This window comes from Paenibacillus sp. FSL K6-1566 (genome assembly GCF_038050475.1).
GTDB classification, from domain to species: Bacteria; Bacillota; Bacilli; order Paenibacillales; family Paenibacillaceae; genus Paenibacillus_AQ; species Paenibacillus_AQ lactis.
Map to the genome: position 1 here is coordinate 61,664 of NZ_JBBOSR010000001.1, position 22,004 is coordinate 83,667.

Annotated in this window: 19 protein-coding genes and 1 rRNA gene; all 20 read left to right on the forward strand. The window is 53.1% G+C overall.

The features are described 5' to 3' along the window. Positions 1-2: 2 nt before the first annotated feature. The 20 genes from hpt (at position 3) to NST08_RS00390 (ending at position 21,715) form a co-directional block, all read left to right on the forward strand. Positions 3-542: a hypoxanthine phosphoribosyltransferase gene (gene hpt / locus NST08_RS00295; RefSeq protein WP_007132889.1), complete on the forward strand. Its 540-nt coding sequence runs from the start codon at positions 3-5 to the stop codon at positions 540-542. Between the two features lie 100 nt (positions 543-642). Continuing rightward, a complete protein-coding gene (ftsH, locus tag NST08_RS00300) occupies positions 643-2,700 on the forward strand; it encodes an ATP-dependent zinc metalloprotease FtsH (protein ID WP_007132890.1) in 2,058 nt (685 codons plus the stop codon). A 222-nt stretch (positions 2,701-2,922) separates the two neighbouring features. Next, positions 2,923-3,861 (forward strand): quinolinate synthase NadA, encoded by a 939-nt coding sequence (nadA, locus tag NST08_RS00305; protein WP_028406008.1) that lies wholly within the window; start codon positions 2,923-2,925, stop codon positions 3,859-3,861. A gap of 39 nt (positions 3,862-3,900) precedes the next feature. Further along, complete coding sequence (nadB, locus tag NST08_RS00310; protein WP_251537913.1) at positions 3,901-5,517, forward strand: L-aspartate oxidase; 1,617 nt, start codon at positions 3,901-3,903, stop codon at positions 5,515-5,517. After that, positions 5,507-6,382: a carboxylating nicotinate-nucleotide diphosphorylase gene (gene nadC / locus NST08_RS00315; protein ID WP_251537912.1), complete on the forward strand. Its 876-nt coding sequence runs from the start codon at positions 5,507-5,509 to the stop codon at positions 6,380-6,382. The genes nadB and nadC overlap by 11 nt, the downstream gene beginning before the upstream one ends. Beyond that, the gene (locus NST08_RS00320) at positions 6,379-7,143 is read left to right on the forward strand and encodes a type III pantothenate kinase (RefSeq protein WP_251537911.1); all 765 of its coding nucleotides are present in this window, start codon (positions 6,379-6,381) and stop codon (positions 7,141-7,143) included. Before nadC ends, NST08_RS00320 begins: the two co-directional genes overlap by 4 nt. Before the next feature lie 52 nt (positions 7,144-7,195). Continuing rightward, the gene (gene hslO, locus NST08_RS00325; RefSeq protein ID WP_251537909.1) at positions 7,196-8,080 is read left to right on the forward strand and encodes an Hsp33 family molecular chaperone HslO; all 885 of its coding nucleotides are present in this window, start codon (positions 7,196-7,198) and stop codon (positions 8,078-8,080) included. 23 nt (positions 8,081-8,103) lie between these two features. Next, positions 8,104-9,039, forward strand: a complete 936-nt coding sequence (locus tag NST08_RS00330; RefSeq protein ID WP_028406003.1) for a peptidyl-prolyl cis-trans isomerase — start codon at positions 8,104-8,106, stop codon at positions 9,037-9,039. A gap of 403 nt (positions 9,040-9,442) precedes the next feature. Further along, positions 9,443-10,381 carry a cysteine synthase A gene (gene cysK, locus NST08_RS00335; protein WP_007132897.1) on the forward strand — a complete coding sequence of 313 codons (939 nt, stop codon included), beginning with the start codon at positions 9,443-9,445 and terminating at the stop codon, positions 10,379-10,381. A gap of 202 nt (positions 10,382-10,583) precedes the next feature. Then, positions 10,584-12,245, forward strand: coding sequence for an anthranilate synthase component I family protein (locus NST08_RS00340; protein ID WP_251537906.1), 1,662 nt, complete (start codon positions 10,584-10,586; stop codon positions 12,243-12,245). Between the two features lie 4 nt (positions 12,246-12,249). Next, positions 12,250-12,831 (forward strand): aminodeoxychorismate/anthranilate synthase component II, encoded by a 582-nt coding sequence (pabA, locus tag NST08_RS00345; RefSeq protein WP_007132899.1) that lies wholly within the window; start codon positions 12,250-12,252, stop codon positions 12,829-12,831. After that, positions 12,828-13,715 (forward strand): aminotransferase class IV, encoded by an 888-nt coding sequence (locus NST08_RS00350; RefSeq protein ID WP_144879015.1) that lies wholly within the window; start codon positions 12,828-12,830, stop codon positions 13,713-13,715. The genes pabA and NST08_RS00350 overlap by 4 nt, the downstream gene beginning before the upstream one ends. After that, positions 13,712-14,572: a dihydropteroate synthase gene (folP, locus tag NST08_RS00355; protein WP_007132901.1), complete on the forward strand. Its 861-nt coding sequence runs from the start codon at positions 13,712-13,714 to the stop codon at positions 14,570-14,572. Before NST08_RS00350 ends, folP begins: the two co-directional genes overlap by 4 nt. A gap of 38 nt (positions 14,573-14,610) precedes the next feature. Further along, a complete protein-coding gene (gene folB / locus NST08_RS00360; RefSeq protein ID WP_007132902.1) occupies positions 14,611-14,973 on the forward strand; it encodes a dihydroneopterin aldolase in 363 nt (120 codons plus the stop codon). Between the two features lie 7 nt (positions 14,974-14,980). Next, complete coding sequence (gene folK, locus NST08_RS00365; protein WP_251537904.1) at positions 14,981-15,529, forward strand: 2-amino-4-hydroxy-6-hydroxymethyldihydropteridine diphosphokinase; 549 nt, start codon at positions 14,981-14,983, stop codon at positions 15,527-15,529. Further along, positions 15,481-15,687, forward strand: coding sequence for a helix-turn-helix domain-containing protein (locus NST08_RS00370; protein WP_251537895.1), 207 nt, complete (start codon positions 15,481-15,483; stop codon positions 15,685-15,687). Before folK ends, NST08_RS00370 begins: the two co-directional genes overlap by 49 nt. Positions 15,688-16,024: 337 nt before the next feature. Beyond that, positions 16,025-17,050 carry a tRNA dihydrouridine synthase DusB gene (gene dusB / locus NST08_RS00375; protein ID WP_007132905.1) on the forward strand — a complete coding sequence of 342 codons (1,026 nt, stop codon included), beginning with the start codon at positions 16,025-16,027 and terminating at the stop codon, positions 17,048-17,050. A gap of 213 nt (positions 17,051-17,263) precedes the next feature. Further along, positions 17,264-17,740 carry a transcription elongation factor GreA gene (greA, locus tag NST08_RS00380; RefSeq protein WP_007132906.1) on the forward strand — a complete coding sequence of 159 codons (477 nt, stop codon included), beginning with the start codon at positions 17,264-17,266 and terminating at the stop codon, positions 17,738-17,740. 238 nt (positions 17,741-17,978) lie between these two features. Further along, a complete protein-coding gene (gene lysS, locus NST08_RS00385; protein ID WP_144871511.1) occupies positions 17,979-19,490 on the forward strand; it encodes a lysine--tRNA ligase in 1,512 nt (503 codons plus the stop codon). A gap of 671 nt (positions 19,491-20,161) precedes the next feature. Next, positions 20,162-21,715 (forward strand): 16S ribosomal RNA (locus tag NST08_RS00390). The last annotated feature ends 289 nt before the right edge of the window (positions 21,716-22,004 follow it).

Genomic DNA, 22,004 nt, shown 5'->3' on the forward strand with positions numbered 1-22,004 from the left:
AGTTGCAGAACGACATTCAGGAAATACTGATCACAGAAGAAGAAATCCATGCGAAAATTAAGGAACTCGGTTCAAAACTCAGCGCCGAATACGAAGGACGCAATCCGCTCGTTATTTGCGTTCTTAAAGGTGCGTTTATTTTTATGGCAGACTTGGTTAAATCCATTACAGTACCTCTGGAGCTGGATTTCATGGCGGTTTCCAGTTACGGGGCATCCACCAAGTCATCGGGTGTGGTCAAGATCATTAAAGATCTCGATGCATCCGTTGAAGGCAGGGATGTTCTGATCGTGGAGGATATTATTGACAGCGGTCTTACGCTGAGCCATTTGATCGAGCTGCTCAAGAGCCGCAAGGCCAACTCGGTTCGCGTCGTTACTTTGTTCGACAAGCCTGCCCGCCGCACGGTGGATTTGCAGGCCGATTACACCGGGTTCGTACTGCCTGACGCATTCGTCGTCGGCTACGGGCTTGATTATGCCGAGCATTACCGGAACCTCCCCTACATCGGGATTCTGAAGCCGGAAATCTACAGCAGTTAAACCGCGCCATATGGGCTGCTGCCACGGATCTTGGCCCTTTGTTGAGAAGGCCAGACAGGCTGTGGTAAAATATCTTATGTGTCTTGAGAGGAGGTAGGGGATGAGTCGGTTCATCCGGAATTCTGGTTTTTATTTGATTCTATTTTTGGTCGTGGTGGGCATAGTACAATTCGTCACTAACGGTGGCGAACAGGCCGAAGCCCCTAGTTATAATCAGCTGCGGCAGGAAGTTAAAGATAACAAGATAAAGGAAATGACGGTTCAATTCGACGGCTACGCGTATCTGGTGACCGGTAAGTATAGGGAAGTCACCGACGAGAAGAAGTCGGAGAATTTCTCGACCTACATTCCGGCTACTGATGCGGCGATGCAGGAATTGACCGCAGCCAGCGAGAGCAACGATGTAAAGCTGACCGTGGTGCCGATGGAAGGCCAAAGCATTTGGCTGACACTGCTTTCATCCTTTATTCCGCTCGTGATCATGTTCGTTCTGTTCTTCTTCCTGTTCAATCAAGCTCAGGGCGGCGGCGGCAAAGTGATGAACTTTGGCAAGAGCAAAGCCCGCTTATATAATGAAGAGAAGAAACGCGTTACGTTTGAAGACGTAGCCGGTGCTGACGAGGAGAAGCAGGAGCTCGTTGAGGTTGTCGACTTCCTGAAGGATCCGCGCAAATTCAACACCGTCGGCGCCCGCATTCCGAAGGGTGTGCTGCTCGTCGGTCCTCCGGGAACCGGTAAGACGCTCCTGGCTCGTGCGGTTGCCGGTGAAGCAGGCGTTCCGTTCTTCAGTATTTCCGGTTCCGACTTCGTGGAAATGTTCGTCGGTGTCGGTGCTTCGCGTGTACGCGATTTGTTCGAGAACGCGAAGAAGAATGCGCCATGTATTATCTTCATTGACGAGATTGATGCTGTGGGCCGTCAACGCGGCGCCGGCCTTGGTGGCGGACATGACGAGCGAGAGCAAACGCTCAACCAATTGCTCGTAGAGATGGACGGTTTCGGAGCGAACGAAGGCATCATTATCGTCGCTGCAACGAACCGCCCGGATATTCTGGACCCGGCGCTGCTGCGTCCGGGACGTTTTGACCGTCAGATTACCGTGGATCGTCCGGATGTTAAGGGACGTGAAGCTGTACTGAAGGTGCATGCACGCAACAAACCGCTGACGAAGGATGTCAAACTCGACATTATCGCGAAGCGTACGACTGGTTTTACAGGCGCGGACCTGGAGAACCTTCTGAACGAGGCGGCTTTGCTTGCCGCACGTCGTAACCGAAAAGATATATCGATGACGGAAGTCGACGAGGCGATTGACCGCGTGATTGTCGGTACCGAGAAGCGCAGCCGCGTGATCAGCGACCGCGAGAAGCGCATCGTTGCTTATCATGAAGCCGGTCATACGATTGTCGGTTACTTCTTGGAGCATGCGGATACCGTGCATAAGGTAACGATTATTCCTCGCGGCCGTGCCGGCGGATACGTCATCATGATGCCGAAGGAAGACCGCATGCTCGTGACGAAGCAGGAATTGCTTGACCGCGTAACCGGGTTGCTCGGCGGACGCGTGGCGGAAGAGCTGTTCATCGGAGAAATCGGAACCGGGGCATACAGCGACTTCCAGCAGGCAACCAGCATTATCCGCAGCATGATTGTGGAATACGGTATGAGCGAGAAACTCGGTCCGATGCAGTTCGGCACATCCCAAGGACAAGTGTTCCTTGGCCGGGATATCGGGCACGAGCAGAACTACAGTGACCAAATCGCTTACGAGATCGATCAGGAAATGCAGCGGTTTATCACCGAATGCTACGAGAAGTGTAAAGAGCTTCTGTCCAAGCATGCCAAAGAGGTTCATTTGATTGCGAATACGCTCCTGGAGAAAGAAACGCTGGAGCTTGAGCAGATTAAGAATCTCATTGAGACTGGAACAGTCGAAGGCAACGGCGGTGGCGAAGGATCCGGCTCTTCCGAGAATGGCGAGCCAACGATCGACAACATCGGTGATGTCCGCGTCCGTATTCAAGGGAAGGAAGAAGGCCAGCAGCCGACTTCTACGGAAGAGATTCCGAACAACCCGATGGATTCGAATCTGGATCGTAAGGATTCAGAGCGTAAAGATCCTCCTGGCGGATCGGATAATGATAGCAGTCTAACGTAAATTCGCTGAAATACTCGTATTTGGAATAAAAATGAAGAACCGGAGAACGATCATTCGTTTTCCGGTTCTTTTTGTGCTTCTTATCACATTGACAGGGATTAGAGGTCCGTGTACATTAGTTGTTAAATAAGGATGCGCATCCTTTCACAAAGGTTGCGAATGTCCTTCAAACATGGTCATCAAGCGGCTAATGCCGGATAACATAAGGGGAGAGGGTCGATCATGGAAGCTTTGGCACTGGAGCGCAAGGCAGAGCAGAACCGCGTGCTGCGTGAACGGTTAATGGAGTTGAAGAAGGAACGCAACGCCATCATTTTGGCGCACTATTATCAACGGGATGAAATTCAGGAAGTCGCCGATTTCCGGGGAGATTCCTTTTTGCTGGCTCAGAAGGCGGCCCAGACGGATGCCGAGACGATCGTCTTTTGCGGCGTGCATTTTATGGGAGAAAGCGCAAAGATATTGGCGCCGAACAAAACGGTGCTTATTCCTGACGAGCGAGCAGGCTGTCCGATGGCCGATATGGTAAACGTTGACGGGCTGCGCAAGCTGAAGGCCCAGCATCCGAATGCCAAAGTGGTCACTTATATCAATTCATCGGCCGAGATCAAGGCGGAGACCGATATTTGCTGTACATCCTCGAATGCGGTCAAGGTCATTCAGTCGGTCGATTCCGATGAAATCATTTGGGTCCCTGACAAAAACCTGGGGCATTACGTCCAGCAGCATACCGACAAGAAGCTGATCATCTGGGAAGGGTACTGCAATACGCATGATATGTTAACCGTGAAAGATGTAGTGGAGATGAAGGCGAAATATCCGAACGCCGAGTTCGTCGTGCATCCGGAATGCCGCCCGGAGGTTGTCGCTATGGGCGACTTCGTAGGCAGCACCACCGCCATTCTGGAATACTGCAAAAACTCGCCGGCCCAGGAATTTATCGTAGGAACCGAAGACGGAACCGGCTATCAGCTCCGTTTGGACAGTCCGAATAAATCATTCCATTTTGCGACCAAATTCCTCGTATGTCCGAATATGAAAGTGAATAATCTCAAAAAGCTGGTCAAAGCTCTTGAGACGATGAAGCCGCAGATTTACGTGCCGCCTGTCGTTGCAGAGAAAGCCAGAACTTCCCTAGAGCGCATGTTACAAGTTAAGTAGCATGCGCTACTCTTTCGCGAGAAGACAGGTGAGACGAGCGTGATACCGCAGTATTTGATCGATTTTGACCTAAAGGACCTGCCGGTAAAGAAGACGGATGTGATCGTCATCGGCTCCGGCATCGCCGGATTATATACCGCCATTCTGGCAAGTGAGCATCATAAGGTGCTGTTGATTACGAAGAAATCGCTGCTCGAGAGCAATACGCGCTATGCGCAAGGCGGCATCGCAGCCGTGACGGCGGAGGACGATTCACCGGCCTATCATCGGCAGGATACGCTGCTTGCAGGGGCCGGGTTATGCTCCTCGGCGGCGGTGGATGTGCTGGTTAACGAAGGACCGGCCGGTGTCCAGGAATTAATCCGTCTCGGGACGATGTTTGACGTCGAGAACGGGGAGCTCGCTCTAACGAAGGAAGGAGCCCATAGCCACCGCCGAATTCTCCATGCGAATGGGGATGCTACCGGCTATGAAATCGTACGCGCCCTTTCCATTCAAGTCGAAATGCTTCACAATATAGAGGTGTGGGATGATCATTTTGTCATCGATCTGGTTACCGATCAAGGCGAATGCCATGGAGCGATTGTCCAGTTGCCGGACGGGAAGCGGATCTTCGTGCGGGGCCAAGCAACGATTATGTGCTCCGGCGGTGCCGGTCAGCTGTACCGGTACACGACCAATCCCGAAGTTGCGACCGCCGATGGAGTCGCGATGGCCTATCGGGCGGGCGCCCAGATTCGGGACATGGAGTTTATTCAGTTCCACCCAACGGCGCTGAGTTATCCGGGAGCACCGCGGTTTCTGGTATCGGAAGCGGTGCGCGGAGAAGGCGCCGTGCTCCGGAATATTAAAGGCGAGCGCTTCATGCACAAATACCATGAGCTGCTGGAGCTGGCGCCCCGGGATATTGTCGCCCGGGCGATTGTGAGCGAGATGGAGGAGACGGGCTCCACGTTCGTCTACCTGGACATTACCCATGAATCTCCGGAGATGGTCAAACACCGGTTCCCAACGATTTACGAAACCTGCATGCGTTATGGGCTTGATCTGACCTCCGATTGGATCCCGGTCTCCCCCGCTGCGCATTATATGATGGGGGGCATCAAGACGAATCTGTACGGGGAGAGCAGCGTGAAGCGTCTATTCGCCTGCGGAGAAGTGTCCTCGACCGGCGTTCATGGCGCGAATCGCTTGGCCAGCAACTCGCTGTCCGAAGCGGTTGTATACGGAAGCCGCATTGTAGAACGGATCCGGCAGCTTCCGAAACGGACGGAGCGATCCCTTCATGTATCCTTCGGGCTTGGGCGCAAGGATGCGCCTTCCCAGGCTATGGTCGAAAAGCGGCTGAAGCTTCAGAAAGTGATGGTCCGGTATGCCGGTCTTCGCCGTAACCGGGACACCCTATTACGGGCGGCCGAAGAGCTTGGCCGGCAGCTTCCCTTGTTTCAAGCGGTATTGACCAAACGCGAGGAGTACGAATTTGCCAATATGCTTACGGCCTCACTGCTGGTCGTTCAAGGCGCGCTGTGCCGTGAAGAGAGCCGGGGGGCCCATTACCGCGAGGATTTTCCGGAACGAAATGATGATGCATGGAAGAAGCATATCGTGCACACCCGGGATCAAGATAGGACGGAGGAAATAAGCGATGATGTTTAACGGTTACCATGACGGCCTGCTCCAGAGTATTCGAACCTGGCTACAAGAGGATGTAGGCTCTGGAGATATTACGACCCTTACGACGATTGAGCCCGGACATGAATCCAAGGCCGTGATTCACGCCAAGGAATCCGGGATCGTGGCCGGCATGCCGGTTGCGGAGCTGGTCTTCGAGACGGTTGACCCGACACTGGTGTTTAGGTCGCTGGTTCGGGACGGCGAGCGGGTGGAGAAGGGAACCGTTCTTGCTGAAGTGGAAGGGTCTACGCACCGTATATTGACAGGGGAGAGACTGGCCCTTAATCTGCTGCAGCGTTTGTCCGGAATTGCAACCACGACGCGCGCTTATGTCGAGGCGCTGGAAGGGCTGCCGACCCGGCTTGTGGACACGCGGAAGACGACGCCGGGCCACCGGATGCTTGAGAAGTACGCTGTCCGCGTAGGCGGCGGGTCGAACCACCGGTTCGGCTTGTATGATGCCGTCATGATCAAGGATAATCATATTAAAGGCGCCGGCGGCATCCGCCAGGCGGTAGACCGCGCAAGAGCGAATATACCGCATACGATGACCATCGAGGTTGAGACGGAAAGCCTTGAACAGGTAGAGGAAGCGCTGGATGCCGGTGCAGATATTATCATGCTCGACAACATGAATCATGAGCTGATGACCGAGGCGGTTCGAAGAATCAAGGCGAGATCGCCGCATGTTCGGGTCGAGGCTTCCGGCAATGTATCACTTCAGACGGTGCGCGGCATAGCGGAGACCGGGGTGGACGTCATTTCGGTCGGTCGGCTCACCTATTCGTTCCACAACCTGGACATCAGTTTAGATCTAAACACCAAGAAGGGAGGAGCAGGGGTTTGATTCTGGTCGTAGACGTAGGCAACACGAACATCGTGCTTGGCGTGTATCAGGGCAAGCAGCTGCTGCACGATTTCCGAATCAGCACGTCACGCCAATCCACGGTGGATGAATACGGCGTGCTGATCCATAATTTGTTTCAAATGTCGAATATAACGGTAAGCCAAATTGAAGGAGTTATCGTCTCTTCCGTTGTTCCGCCGCTTATCCGAGTGGTCGAGGAGATGTGCAGCAAGTATATTGGCAAGACTCCGTTGATCGTCGGCCCTGGCATTAAAACCGGCCTTAATCTGCGGTATGAGAACCCGCGGGAGGTCGGTGCCGACCGGATCGTCAACGCCGTTGCTGCGATCGAGCAGTACGGAAGCCCGGTCATTGTCGTGGATTTTGGGACGGCAACGACCTTTGATTGCATCGATAAAGATCGAAATTATCTGGGCGGGGTTATCGTTCCAGGAATCGGGATCGCTACCGAAGCCTTGGTGCAGCGTGCATCGAAGCTCCCCCGCGTAGAGCTCGAGAAGCCGAAGAAGGTGATCGGACGCAATACGGTCCACGCCATGCAAGCCGGAATCGTATACGGATATGCCGGACAGGTCGACGGGCTGGTTAAACGTATAAAAGCCGAGATGGGGACGGACAATGTTAAGGTTATCGCAACTGGGGGATTGGCAGAGCTGATCGCGAGCGAAACGGAATCCATCGAAGAGATTGCGCCTCTGCTTACGCTTGATGGACTGCGCATCATTTACGAACGCAACTAAGCCCGGGATTCGGGGTAAAACATAACAACTAGAAGACAAGGAGGGCCTTAGGATGGACCAACAAAAAGACCGCATACTGCGGGGAACTGCATTAGGCGGGAAAGTGCGGGCCTTCGCCGTCCGGACCACGGATCTGGTCGAGGAGCTGCGCAGCAGGCATGACACGTTCCCGGTCGTTACAGCCGCTTTAGGCCGTACCGTGTCGGCAGCAGCGATGATGGGAGCGATGCTGAAAGGCGACGAGCGCCTCAGCATTCAAGTACGCGGGGACGGGCCGATCGGCTTGATCGCCGCAGAGAGCAACGCCAACGGCGAGGTGCGCGGGTATGTTCACAATCCGCATGTCGAGCTGACGAATATCCGCCCGGGCAAGATGGATGTGGCTGCTGCCGTCGGACGCACCGGTTATATTCACGTCATCAAGGATTTGGGGTTGAAGGAGCCCTACCGCGGCAGCGTGCCGATTATTTCAGGCGAGCTGGCCGAGGATTTTACGTATTATTTTGCCGTATCCGAACAGACGAACTCCGCAGTCAGCCTTGGGGTGCTCGTATCGCCTGACTATACGGTCGCCAATGCTGGGGGATTCATCATTCAGCTTCTTCCGGGAATCACGGATGAGGAGATCACGGAGCTTGAGCGTGCGCTTGGCGCCATTCCGCCGGTGACGAAGATGCTGGAAGAGGGGCTCAGCCTGGAGGACATCCTGAAGCGGGTTGTACCGGATGTGAACATTCTGGATGAGATGGACGTAAAGTTCAGCTGCGACTGCACGCAGGAGCGGGTCGAGCGAGCCTTGATCAGCTTGGGACACGATGAAATTCAACAAATGATTGATGAGGACGGTAAGGCGGAAGTATCCTGCCATTTCTGCAACGAAACGTATACCTTTGATGTAGAACAGCTAAAATCCGTGCTAGAGCGGGCCAAATCTTAAACGTTAAGGATTGAGCGACCGTGATGACGAGACAAGAGAAGGGATTGTGGGCGACCGTCATTGTCTTGACAGCAGGCGTACTGGTCATGGGCAGCTACATGCTGTTCTCCGGGGAAGGTCCGCGGGCAAGTTCTCCATCAGGGAATGGGCCGTCTCCGGCTGTTGCCACCATTCAGGACAAGGCGATCACAGAAGATGAGTGGGTTCGCGAGCTGAAGAAGCGATACGGGCATGACATGCTGATGACCATCCTTAACCGGAAGGCCGTAGCATTAGAGGCCGAAGCGAGGGGCATCGACGTTACGAAACCAGAGCTGGAAGCGGAGATCGACATGATGAGCCGAGCTTACGGCTCGAAAGAACGTTTTTTTGCGGAGATGGAAAGTCAGCTTGGCATCTCAGAGGAAGAGTTGAGAATAGAGACGACCTATCGGTTGCTCCTTGAAAAAATTGCTACGGCCGATGTGCATATCGATGAGCAGCAGATTGATTCCTATCTTAAGCAGTATCCGGATCAATTTCGCCCCAAGAAACAGCTGAACTTATCGATGATTGAGGTCGCGTCGGAGGCTGAAGCGAATCAGGTCATGGACCGGCTGGAGGCCGGAGAAGACTTTGCGGATCTTGCCGCCGAGGTTTCCTTGGATGAGTATACCCGGGGCGACGGCGGGAAGATCGGCTTGGTGGAGGAAGATGATCCTTTTGTACCCTCTGAGCTGATGGAAGCTGCCCTGACGCTGGAGGCCGGAGATATCGCAGGACCGATCCGGCTGGAGGACAATTATGCCATCGTGTATGTGGAAGAAATCGTGGAGCCGAAGGCCCCGAGCGAGGAAAGCATCCGCGAATCGGTCCGAAAACAGCTGGCGCTGGAGCAGTCGATATCGTTGACGGAGCTTGAAGAGCGGCTTCGGGAGAAATACGAAGCGCGCATCGTTGCAAGCACAGTGACCTTATGACTTATACTGATACATCAATCCGAGCAGAATAGCTCCTGAGGGAAGGATCATCCTTGCTTCGGGAGCTTTTTTTGCTAAACGGCTTTCATAAAGCATTTCCAGGAGCATTCTTTCTCTGGCAGACTCGTCCGAAAGATGCAGGGAAGAATACCTAGAAAAGCTTATTTTCAACGCAAAGTGTTATTGACAATGGCCTTTATCGTTGATAAGATGAAAGTACAAAAACCTACCTATTTACTCGGATTAAGTAAAGGCCGCAGGCATGAGTTATCGTCAGTGCGTTTAGCGGCTCTAATGATTTCGACATCACGGATGGGCTATGCATATACACGATGACATGGCTTGCCTAACAATGTTATGTATTCATGGAAACACACCCATATTTATGAGGAGGGCTTCATTCATGGCAAAAGTCGTAAACAATGTGACAGAACTCATCGGCGATACACCCCTTGTGCGCTTGAACCGGATCGTGCCGGAGGACAGTGCGGAGATCTATCTGAAGCTGGAGTACCAGAACCCGGGAGCCAGCGTTAAAGACCGGATTGCGGTCAGCATCGTAGAGGAAGCCGAGAAGGAAGGCCGTTTGAAGCCGGGCGATACGATCATTGAAGCAACGAGCGGCAACACGGGAATCGGGCTGGCGATGGTGGCTGCGGCCAAAGGCTACAAAGCGGTCATCGTTATGCCTGAAACGATGAGCTTGGAACGCCGCAACCTGCTGCGCGCATACGGCGCCGAGCTTGTTCTGACGCCAGGCTCCGAGGGAATGAACGGAGCGGTGAAGAAGGCGGAGGAGATTTTGAAGGAGAACTCCGGATTTTTCATGGCGGAGCAGTTCAAGAACCAAGCGAACGTAAAGATTCACCGTGAAACGACCGGTCCTGAAATTGTAGAAGCGATCGAGTCGATCGGCGGCACGCTGGATGCATTCGTAGCCGGGATCGGCACAGGCGGTACGATTACGGGTGCCGGCGAAGTGCTGAAGAGCCACTACCCTGACATTAAAATCTATGCGGTTGAGCCTGCAGCTTCCCCGATTTTGGCTGGCGGCAAGCCTGGCCCGCATAAAATTCAAGGCATCGGGGCGAACTTCGTTCCGGAAATTCTGAATCAGGAAATCTATGATGAAATCATTCATGTCGAGAATGAGGAAGCCTTCGAAACCTCCCGCCGCGTAGCGAAAGAAGAGGGCGTTCTTGGCGGAATTTCTTCCGGTGCAGCTGTTTACGCCGCATTGAAGGTTGCCAAGGAGCTCGGCAAAGGCAAGCGCGTGGTTGCCGTTATCCCGAGCAACGGGGAGCGCTACCTTAGCACGCCGCTCTATAACTTCGAGGCATAAATCGTTCATACAGCGTTGCCCTCAATGTGTTCATAGCATTGAGGGCTTTTTGTGTATACTACAACCATATTCGGCTGCTTCTGAACGTAAAAAAATATTGTTGGCCAAGCATGTTTTTAGGGTTTTCAAGCGAGGCGGGATACAGTATACTGACAGGCAACAGTAAGGGTTTATGCGTTCAATACTATAAGGGAGGATCGGCATGAAGAGAAGATTGGATTTGGCCCATTGGCTTGCGTGGGCTGCGGAGGGCTGGTCCGTACTTCCCTATCTGGTTCAATATAAAGGAAGTTCCAGAGGACTTCCTCCATCATGGAAGCAGGCTTGGAGATCGGCTTCTCCCTATGCTTTCGTATTCGAGAGCGGCAAGGGCGGACGTTATACGTATCTTGGCCTGCAACCGGCGTCCATCCTGCAGGGCAAGGGAGATGAGGGAGAGATCCTTACGCTGTCTACCGGAGAACGGCAAAAGGTTGCGGGTAAACCGCTGCATCTGCTGGAGAATTGGATGCATTCCTTTCGTGCGCCGCGGATTCAGGGGTGGCCGGATTTTCGCGGAGGCTGCGCGGGCTTTCTCAGCTATGACGTCATCCGCTCCATCGAACAGCTGCCGGCCTTGGCCAAGGACGAGCCCGGCTTCCCCGATTATTTATGGATGCAGATGAATGAGATTTGGATCTACGACCATAAGGATGATTCGATCTACTGCTCGATCCATGTTCCGTGGGATGGCCACAAACGGCAAGAGGATCAATCTGGTTTAAGCGATAAGTCCGCTTCGGGGAAGAATCAGGCTTCCGGTCTATCACCGGAGCAGGAGCTTTCGCTACGACAGCGGTACGCCGAAGCCGAGGCAAAGGCAGAGCGTATGCTGGCTGCATGGAACGACTTGTTCGGCCAACCTTTGGAAGCCGGAGGCGAGGGCGAGTCCGAGGATTCAAGGCAGCGACGCAAGCGTGTGGAAAGGGCCGGGCAGCTGTCAGGACCTCATGTGGAAGGCTGGGACCGGCTCGAGATTGATTTCTCGCAGGATGCGTTTCAGCAGGCAGTGCTGGCCATCCAGGAGTATATAAGGCAAGGGGACGTGTTTCAGGTTAATCTGTCCCTCAGGCGGCATCTGAAGCTCCACGGGGATCCGGCAGAGGTCTATGAATGGATGCGGATCTTGAATCCGTCCCCTTACATGGGTTACCTGACGTCGCCGGGATTCAGTCTGGCCAGCGGATCGCCGGAGCTGCTGGTGAAGGTGGACGGCGATATCGTATCGGCCCGTCCGATTGCAGGAACCCGGCGCCGCGGGGGCAATCCAGAAGAGGATGCGGCGATGGAGGCTGAGCTTCTCGGCAGCGAGAAGGAACGCGCGGAGCATATCATGCTTGTTGATCTGGAGCGCAATGATATTGGCCGGATTGCAGCTTACGGCACCGTTCATGTCCCGGAGCTGATGACGGTGGAGCGGTATTCGCATGTCATGCATCTCGTATCGCAGGTCGAGGGACGGCTAGCGGAGGGCAGCAAGGCGTATGACGTCATTGCCGCCGTATTTCCTGGAGGCACGATAACGGGCGCACCCAAAATCCGGACGATGGAAATCATTGAGGAGCTGGAGCCGGTTACGAGAGGGCCCTACACCGGTTCGATGGGCTGGATTGACTATAACGGGGATATGGAGCTGAATATTATTATCCGAACCCTTGCGGTGAAGGGTGGGATCGGCTACATTCAGACGGGGGCCGGCATCGTGATCGATTCGGATCCTTATCGGGAGTACAGGGAGTGCCATAACAAGGCAAAGGCTTTGATTGCAGCCTTGATGTGCAGTGAAGAAGAAGCTGCAGCCGTAGCTGCGGATATAGGGGGATAAACGTATGATACTTGTGATCGACAATTATGATTCATTTACGTACAACCTGGTTCAGTATTTGGGTGAGCTCGGTGAGGAAGTTAAGGTATTCCGGAACGATGAGATCGATATTGCCGGCATTGAAGCGCTGGCGCCGGATCATATTCTGATCTCCCCGGGTCCGTGCACACCTAACGAAGCAGGCGTCAGCTTGGAAGTCATATCCCATTTCAAAGGCGTTATCCCGATCTTCGGCGTTTGCCTGGGGCATCAGGCCATCGGCCAGGCCTTCGGCGGCAAGGTCGTCCGGGCCGAGCGGCTCATGCACGGCAAGACCTCGCCGATCCATCATGAGGGCCGTTCCGTCTTTGAGGGGCTGCCAAATCCGTTCACGGCGACGCGTTATCATTCGCTGATCGTTGAGAAGGAAAGCCTCCCGGACGAGCTGGAGATTACCGCTTGGACCGAAGAAGGCGAAATTATGGGGCTTGCCCATAAACAGTACCCGGTGGAAGGCGTGCAGTTCCATCCGGAATCGATCATTACGGATCATGGCCATCAAATGCTCCGGAATTTCCTGAAGCGGACCGCAGGTGCCAAGGCATGAAATTTGTCGGCTTGAACGGCGGCATTGTCGAAGCTGCCCGGGCTGAAGTGTCTGTGTTGGACCACGGATTGTTATACGGGATGGGCGCGTTTGAGACGTTTCGCACCTATAACGGCCAGCCGTTCCTGCTGGAGCGGCATCTGAACCGTCTCGCTGAGAGCTGTGCATGGATGGGCATCGAATATCAGGCGGATCTGGAGTCCATCCGTGCCTGGATCACGGACCTAATGAACGCGAACGGGCTGGCGGATGCCTATATCCGTTATACGATAACGGCCGGCGAGGCTCCTCTGGGGCTGCCGTCCGGCAATTATGTCAAACCGGCGCAAATCTTGTTTGCCAAAGCACTGCCTGGGACGAATGGATCTTTATACGAGAAGGGACGGGCGCTGCGGCTCCTTTCTCTTCCCCGAAATACGCCGGAGTCGCCGGTCCGGATGAAATCCTTGCATTATATGAATAATATACTCGCGAAGCGGGAGCTCGACCGTTACCCGACCCATTCGGAAGGACCGGCTGAAGGCTTGCTGCTAACAGCTGCCGGCGAGCTGGCGGAGGGAATCGTCAGCAACGTGTTTTTCGTGAAGCAGGGACGGCTGTATACGCCTGACCTCGGGACAGGCATTCTCCCCGGCATTACGCGGGCAGTTGTGCTGGAGCTGGCAGCGGAAGCCGGGATTCGAACCGAGGAGGGGCGCTACCGCTGGCGTGATCTGCTGGAAGCGGACGAAATATTTACGACTGGCTCCGTTCAGGAGATTGTACCGGTAACGACATTGATTGGCATAGACGATGATCGTCAGGTCGTTGGAGCAGGAACAGCCGGTCCGATCACCCGGACTTTGCTCGGAGCCTATCGAGAGAAAGCAGGGTTGCACCAATGAAAACCACGATATATGAACGGGAATACCGACTTAGCGAAGAAGCAGTCCTAAAGCTGGGACAATCGACGCTGATCATGGGGATATTGAATGTAACGCCGGATTCGTTCTCTGACGGCGGCCGGTATAATGATACGGAGCGGGCGCTCGCGCATGCGATGCAGCTGATCGAGGACGGAGCCGATCTGATTGATATCGGGGGGGAATCGACCCGCCCGGGTCATGAGCCGGTCGGAGTAGATGAGGAGCTCGCCCGGGTTATTCCGGTTGTGGAAGCGATCCACCGGCATGCCCCCCATATTCCGTTGTCGGTCGATACGTATAAGGCCGAGGTAGCCCGCCAGGCGATCCAAGCCGGCGCTCATATTATCAACGATATATGGGGGTTCAAAGAGGATCCGGACATGGCGAGAACAGCGGCGGAGCTCGGCTGCCCGGTTATCCTGATGCATAACCGCCGGAACCGGGATTATACCGACCTCGTGGAAGACGTGAAACGGGATTTGATGGAAAGTGTCGAAATTGCTCGAGCGGCCGGGGTGAAGGATGAACATATTTTGCTGGACCCGGGAATCGGGTTTGCGAAGGATTATATGGAGAACCTGCAGGTGATGGCATCGCTGGACAAGCTGGTTGAGCTTGGGTTTCCGGTGCTCCTGGCAACATCGCGCAAACGGTTCATTCAGACGACGCTCAATGCGCCTGCCCAAGATGTGCTGGAAGGAACAGCGGCTACGCTGGCTTACGGCATCGCGCAAGGCTGCCAGATCGTTCGGGTGCATGACGTGCTGCATATGAAACGCACGGCGAAGATGTGTGATGCGATGGTATATGCCTCGCCGGAACTGCGCCGGATGTGATTTTTTTATCAGATTGGATGGAAGGGCGGAGCTAGAGAATGGATAAAATGATATTGAGCCGGATGGAATACTACGGTTATCATGGTGTGTTTGAGGAAGAGCGCAAGCTTGGCCAGCGTTTTTACGTCGATCTGGAGCTTGAGCTGGATCTCAGCAAGGCTGCGGCTGCCGACGATCTGACATTAACGGTAAATTATGCCGAGATTCATGAGCTCCTTCAAGGCATCATGCGGCAGGAGTCCTTTCAATTAATTGAAGCTTTAGCGGAGCATATTGCAACTAAAGTACTGGACACTTATACTATTATCGATGCTTTAACGGTCCGATTAACGAAGCCGCACCCTCCTTTTGATATTCATTTCGAAGGTGTTACCATCGAGCTCCATCGGACCAGAAAGTGAGACGATCATGAATTCACACGCCACCTCTGAGTGCTCAGAGGCTTATATTGCTTTAGGGGCCAATTTGGGGGACCGTGAAGGGAACCTGATGGAGGCCCTCGAACGTTTGGATGACACGCCCGGCATTCAGGTGCTGCGAGTCTCCAATCTATACGAGACCGAGCCTGTAGGTTATATTGATCAGCCAATGTTCCTCAACATGGCGGCGGTTGTGTCGACATCCTTGAGTCCGCACGCGCTTCTTGCCGAAATGCAGCGGATAGAGAAGGAACTCGGCCGTGTCCGTCATATTCATTGGGGACCGCGGACGGTTGATCTGGATTTGCTGTGGATGGAGGGACGCCGCCTGGATACGCCGGAGCTGATGCTCCCGCATCCCCGCATGCAGGAGCGTTCGTTTGTTCTTAGGCCGCTTTCCGATATCGTATTTGAGGATGAGCCTTCCGGCTTGTACCGGGTGGTGCAGACAGCTCTTGCGAAACTGGAAGGAAAGGAAGGAATACAGCTTTGGAAAACAAGCAGCTGGCGCAGCGTATCCGCGCTTTCCGAAAATTAAAGGGTTTGACGCAGCAGGAACTGGCCGAGCGCACGGGCATTTCGCTGGCCGTGCTGGGGGCCGTTGAGCGGGGTAATCGCAAGGCCGAGGAGCAGATCCTTGCGAGGATTGCCGAGGTACTTGGAATTTCGCTGCAGGAGCTGAAGGCAAGAGGCTGATGCCCCGCTCGCCATGCATGTTATGTCGAAGCCGTGGCTCCGGAAAATGGAGATCCATGGATCACCTGCAAACCGAACAACCTCGATTTCGAAATCTCTTTCGGGAATTTCTAAGTCTACTGCATGTCGTCAGGGTATGAACTGCGTGCAGCTTGCTAATCACTATACCGTAACCTAGGGAGCAAGGCGCATTGGACATCCTGCCATCCTTTCATGAACTGGACGGGCGTGACGGAAATGGGTATGATGAATGAGTTTGAGAATTACGGATTCACTTTCTAGTCAGAGAGGGGATCATTCAGCGATATATATTTGAAGTAAAAAGGAGGGACATAACATGTTGAAAATCGGAGACATCGAGATGAAGAACCAGGTTGTTCTCGCCCCGATGGCGGGCGTGTGCAACCCGGCATTCCGGCTGATCGCCAAGGAATTCGGCACAGGCTTGGTCTGTGCGGAGATGGTTAGCGGCAAAGCAATTGTGCATGGGAATAAACGCACGCAGGAGATGCTGTTTGTCGACGAACGGGAGAAGCCGCTCAGCCTTCAGATTTTCGGCGGCGACCGCGATTCTCTCGTCGAGGCTGCAAAAGTTGTCGACCAGCAGACCAATGCCGATATCATTGATATCAATATGGGCTGTCCGGCACCTAAAGTGACGAAAATGGATGCCGGCGCCCGCTGGCTGCTGGATTCGAATAAAATTTACGAAATGGTGGCCGCCGTGGTGGATGCCGTGAACAAACCGGTTACGGTGAAAATGCGTACCGGCTGGGACAGCGAGCATATCTTTGCGGTTGAAAATGCGCAGGCGGTAGAGCGCGCGGGCGGCCAGGCCGTCAGCGTCCACGGACGTACGCGGGAGCAGCTGTATACCGGACATGCCGATTGGAACATTATTCGGCAGGTGAAGGAAGCTGTGTCGATTCCGGTCATCGGCAACGGAGACGTTGTCACGCCCGAGGACGCCAAGCGGATGCTGGATACGACCGGCTGCGACGGGGTCATGATCGGCCGCGGTGCGCTGGGTAATCCTTGGATGCTGTACCGCACCGTGGAATATCTGAAGACAGGCGAGCTTCTTCCGGATCCGACGCCGCAGGAGAAGATTCGCATTGCTATTTTGCATATGGACCGGTTGATTGCCCTTCGGGGTGAGCAGGTAGCGGTCAAAGAGATGCGGAAGCATCTTGCTTGGTACCTCAAGGGTCTCAAGGGATCTGCCCGGATCAAGGATACCATTATGGAAGAAACGAAACGGGATGAAATGGTCAACATCCTGAACAGCTTCGTGGATTCACTCGAGGATCAAGGGGAGACGACCGCTAGTGCGTATCCTCAAACAGTTGCAGCGGTTGGATAATGATACGCTAAAAAGGCTGTTAACGGTGTGCCGTATATATCACCGCTGACAGCCTTGGCGCACATTGACTTTTTGAAATGGTTACCATATAATCTTTCAGTATAAATTCCAAGAAAGAAGCTTGCATCACGGGGAGGTTCTGATCCCCAAGAATTCGCATATAGTATGGTGATACCGTGGTATAAATTATTTACATGACAGGAGAATCGGTTAATGAGCGATAAAGAAGTCATTCTTACACAGGACGGTCTGAAGAAGCTGGAGGACGAACTTGAAAATCTAAAATCTGTGAAACGCCGCGAAGTGGCAGAGCGGATCAAGGTTGCCATCGGCTATGGCGATATTAGTGAAAACTCCGAATATGAAGACGCCAAGAACGAGCAGGCCTTTATCGAAGGACGAATCATTACGCTGGAGAAGATGCTCCGCAATGCGCGTATCATCAACCACGATGACATTAACACCGATATCGTCAGTGTCGGCAATACCGTTATCGTTGAAGATCTGGAGTTTGGCGACAAGATGGAATACACGATAGTGGGTACGGCAGAATCCGATCCGCTTAACAATAAGATTTCCAACGAAAGCCCTGTCGGCAAAGCGATCATCGGCAAGGCCAAAGGCTCGGTTGTTGATGTTAACGTTCCAGCGGGCGTTATTCAATATAAAATTGTAGATATTAAGAAGTAAGTCGGAATGTGATTGCGAAAGCTTCCTTCGGGGGGCTTTTTTAAATTAGATAGCTGTGTATAGGACTTAATCGTGTGATGCTGCGAAATGGGCAAGCCATACCTTTAAGTCCTTGGCGAATATGCACCCCTGCAGGAAGATGTAGTCACGAACGAAGAGCTCGGACGGCGCTGTGTGATGCTGTTATTTGTTGGTGACGGGACTATGTATGGAAGTGAAATGAAGGAGATGAGCGACAATGACGGAAGAAATCAATAACCAGGAACAGGAGCAGGAGCTAAGTGAGCTTCTGCAGATTCGACGCAATAAATTGGACGAGCTTCGGAAGCTTGGCATCGACCCGTTCGGGGGAAAATACGAAAGAGAGCATCATGCCGGCGATATCGTGAAGGCGTATGACGCACTTTCCAAGGAAGAGCTCGATGAGAAGCAGGTGGAAGTGAATCTGGCCGGCCGGATTATGGCCAAGCGCGGCATGGGTAAGGCTTCTTTCGCCCATATCCAGGATTTGAGCGGTCGAATTCAGATTTATGTTCGTCAGGATACGGTTGCCGAGGCACAGTACGAAGCGTTCAGCATTCTCGATCTTGGGGACATCATCGGCGTGAAGGGTGTTCTCTTTAAGACGAAGACCGGTGAGTTAACCGTGAAAGTGATGGAGATTGAGGTTCTTTCAAAATCACTGTATCCGCTCCCTGAGAAGTTCCATGGTTTGAAGGATGTGGAACTTCGTTACCGTCAGCGTTACGTCGACCTGATCATCAATCCGGACGTTCAGAAGACCTTCATTACCCGTTCCCGCATAATTCAGTCGATGCGCCGTTACCTCGATTCGTTAGGATATCTTGAGGTGGAAACGCCGACCCTGCATTCGATCGCGGGGGGAGCTGCCGCCCGTCCGTTTATTACGCATCATAATGCGCTCGATATGGAGCTGTACATGCGTATTGCGATTGAGCTTCATCTTAAGCGTCTGATCGTGGGCGGATTGGAGAAAGTATACGAGATCGGCCGCGTGTACCGGAATGAAGGGATCTCGACCCGTCATAATCCGGAGTTCACCATGATTGAGCTGTATGAAGCATATGCCGATTACAAGGATATTATGGCCCTGACCGAAAACATGATCGCTCACATTGCCCAGGAAGTACTGGGCACGCAGGTCATCAATTATCAAGGGCATGAAGTCAACTTGAAGCCGCAATGGCGCCGCGTATCCATGGTGGATGCGGTTAAGGAAGTTGTCGGGGTTGATTTCGGCGTTCAGATGACGAATGAGGAAGCCCACCGCCTGGCAAAAGAACATAAAGTGCCGGTTGAGCCGCATATGACCTTTGGCCATATTCTGAATGCGTTCTTCGAGCAGTTCGTCGAGGAGACGTTGATTCAACCGACTTTCGTTACCGGTCATCCGGTTGAGATTTCGCCGCTGGCGAAAAAGAATGACGCCGATCCGCGCTTTACGGACCGCTTCGAGCTGTTTATCGTAGCCCGCGAGCATGCCAATGCATTCTCCGAGCTGAATGATCCGATCGATCAGCGCCAGCGCTTTGAAGCGCAGCTGAAAGAGAAGGAGCAGGGGAACGATGAAGCGCACGAGATGGATGAGGATTTCCTGCGTGCACTGGAGTATGGCATGCCGCCGACAGGCGGACTCGGCATCGGTATCGATCGTTTGATCATGCTGCTGACCGATTCACCGTCCATCCGCGATGTACTGCTCTTCCCGCATATGCGTAATCGTGAGTAGTTGAAGATGTTCTTACGATGAGATTTCAAAGGCAGTCGGCTTGGTAGCTGGCTGCTTTTTTTATGACTTCTTTCCATTGTTCCTTGTTTATGTGGCTGTATCATTAAACGAAGGTAGTCTCCTTCATGCATTTAAGTAGAATCTTTCCGCAAAATGGATCGAGCAATAGGAGAGGCGTGAAGCTCGTACGGAGAGGAACCTGCAATCGTTAATCGGTTAGGGACGGATATACGGCGGCGGCCTATGGATGATTTAATGATCATTCATTACAAATGACGAGGATGATTTTACCACAAGGCAATATTGTAATTAAGGGTTGCACAATTCTAAATCCCATGGTATATTATATTTCCGGCCAAGAAAACAGCCGGTAAGCACACCGGATTGAACAAGCTAAAGAGAATGGATTGAAAAAAGAAATTCAAAAAAAGCTTGCATTAATCGAAAGAGTATGATAAGATATAAAAGTTGCTAGCGAGAGAGGCTGCTGGTAACGAACGAAAAGGTTGATCTTTGAAAACTGAACAACGAGTGAGTAAAAACGAACCGCTTCGGCGGGGAGTTACAATAGAGAATTGAACAAATTCTCGTCAGTTTTTGTAATGAGCTACAAACTCATCGGTTGGATATTTTCTTGGAGTAATCCAGGAAGGTATTCACTCGAAAAATCCTTATTGGAGAGTTTGATCCTGGCTCAGGACGAACGCTGGCGGCGTGCCTAATACATGCAAGTCGAGCGGAGCTGATGGAGTGCTTGCACTCCTGATGCTTAGCGGCGGACGGGTGAGTAACACGTAGGCAACCTGCCCTCAAGACTGGGATAACTACCGGAAACGGTAGTTAATACCGGATAATTAAATCTGCTGCATGGCAGAGTTATGAAAGGCGGAGCAATCTGTCACTTGAGGATGGGCCTGCGGCGCATTAGCTAGTTGGTGAGGTAACGGCTCACCAAGGCGACGATGCGTAGCCGACCTGAGAGGGTGAACGGCCACACTGGGACTGAGACACGGCCCAGACTCCTACGGGAGGCAGCAGTAGGGAATCTTCCGCAATGGGCGAAAGCCTGACGGAGCAACGCCGCGTGAGTGATGAAGGTTTTCGGATCGTAAAGCTCTGTTGCCAGGGAAGAACGTCTCATAGAGTAACTGCTATGAGAGTGACGGTACCTGAGAAGAAAGCCCCGGCTAACTACGTGCCAGCAGCCGCGGTAATACGTAGGGGGCAAGCGTTGTCCGGAATTATTGGGCGTAAAGCGCGCGCAGGCGGTTCTTTAAGTCTGGTGTTTAAACCCGAGGCTCAACTTCGGGACGCACTGGAAACTGGGGAACTTGAGTGCAGAAGAGGAGAGTGGAATTCCACGTGTAGCGGTGAAATGCGTAGATATGTGGAGGAACACCAGTGGCGAAGGCGACTCTCTGGGCTGTAACTGACGCTGAGGCGCGAAAGCGTGGGGAGCGAACAGGATTAGATACCCTGGTAGTCCACGCCGTAAACGATGAATGCTAGGTGTTAGGGGTTTCGATACCCTTGGTGCCGAAGTTAACACATTAAGCATTCCGCCTGGGGAGTACGGTCGCAAGACTGAAACTCAAAGGAATTGACGGGGACCCGCACAAGCAGTGGAGTATGTGGTTTAATTCGAAGCAACGCGAAGAACCTTACCAAGTCTTGACATCCCTCTGAATCCTCTAGAGATAGAGGCGGCCTTCGGGACAGAGGAGACAGGTGGTGCATGGTTGTCGTCAGCTCGTGTCGTGAGATGTTGGGTTAAGTCCCGCAACGAGCGCAACCCTTGATCTTAGTTGCCAGCACTTCGGGTGGGCACTCTAAGGTGACTGCCGGTGACAAACCGGAGGAAGGTGGGGATGACGTCAAATCATCATGCCCCTTATGACTTGGGCTACACACGTACTACAATGGCTGGTACAACGGGAAGCGAAGCCGCGAGGTGGAGCCAATCCTAAAAAGCCAGTCTCAGTTCGGATTGCAGGCTGCAACTCGCCTGCATGAAGTCGGAATTGCTAGTAATCGCGGATCAGCATGCCGCGGTGAATACGTTCCCGGGTCTTGTACACACCGCCCGTCACACCACGAGAGTTTACAACACCCGAAGTCGGTGGGGTAACCCGCAAGGGAGCCAGCCGCCGAAGGTGGGGTAGATGATTGGGGTGAAGTCGTAACAAGGTAGCCGTATCGGAAGGTGCGGCTGGATCACCTCCTTTCTATGGAGTACCTCGCTTCCGTAGCGAAGCGGTACAAATAAGGCTGACTGTAAAGTCGCCGATTCCTTTGCGAAAGCAAAGAACCAAATCAGGTTTAGGCCTGTTGCTCACTCGTTGGTCAGTTTTGAGAGTTCAACCTCTCATTTGATCCTTGAAAACTAGATAACGAAACGAATTTGCGTTTTAGAAATATCCTTCTCTAACGACTTGTGTCAAGTGATTGACCAAGAAGTGAAAGAGTAGCGTTAGAGCGAAAGATTCGTGACAGGTGATCCTTTGGAAGCTTGTT

Excerpts from the sequence above, each read along its gene's own strand:
- ftsH (WP_007132890.1), top strand. The coding sequence starts at position 643 with ATGAGTCGGTTCATCCGGAATTCTGGTTTTTATTTGATTCTATTTTTG.
- nadA (WP_028406008.1), top strand. The coding sequence starts at position 2,923 with ATGGAAGCTTTGGCACTGGAGCGCAAGGCAGAGCAGAACCGCGTGCTG.
- nadC (WP_251537912.1), top strand. The coding sequence starts at position 5,507 with ATGATGTTTAACGGTTACCATGACGGCCTGCTCCAGAGTATTCGAACC.
- hslO (WP_251537909.1), top strand. The coding sequence starts at position 7,196 with ATGGACCAACAAAAAGACCGCATACTGCGGGGAACTGCATTAGGCGGG.
- NST08_RS00330 (WP_028406003.1), top strand. The coding sequence starts at position 8,104 with ATGACGAGACAAGAGAAGGGATTGTGGGCGACCGTCATTGTCTTGACA.
- cysK (WP_007132897.1), top strand. The coding sequence starts at position 9,443 with ATGGCAAAAGTCGTAAACAATGTGACAGAACTCATCGGCGATACACCC.
- NST08_RS00340 (WP_251537906.1), top strand. The coding sequence starts at position 10,584 with ATGAAGAGAAGATTGGATTTGGCCCATTGGCTTGCGTGGGCTGCGGAG.
- pabA (WP_007132899.1), top strand. The coding sequence starts at position 12,250 with ATGATACTTGTGATCGACAATTATGATTCATTTACGTACAACCTGGTT.
- NST08_RS00350 (WP_144879015.1), top strand. The coding sequence starts at position 12,828 with ATGAAATTTGTCGGCTTGAACGGCGGCATTGTCGAAGCTGCCCGGGCT.
- folP (WP_007132901.1), top strand. The coding sequence starts at position 13,712 with ATGAAAACCACGATATATGAACGGGAATACCGACTTAGCGAAGAAGCA.
- folB (WP_007132902.1), top strand. The coding sequence starts at position 14,611 with ATGGATAAAATGATATTGAGCCGGATGGAATACTACGGTTATCATGGT.
- folK (WP_251537904.1), top strand. The coding sequence starts at position 14,981 with ATGAATTCACACGCCACCTCTGAGTGCTCAGAGGCTTATATTGCTTTA.
- dusB (WP_007132905.1), top strand. The coding sequence starts at position 16,025 with ATGTTGAAAATCGGAGACATCGAGATGAAGAACCAGGTTGTTCTCGCC.
- greA (WP_007132906.1), top strand. The coding sequence starts at position 17,264 with ATGAGCGATAAAGAAGTCATTCTTACACAGGACGGTCTGAAGAAGCTG.
- lysS (WP_144871511.1), top strand. The coding sequence starts at position 17,979 with ATGACGGAAGAAATCAATAACCAGGAACAGGAGCAGGAGCTAAGTGAG.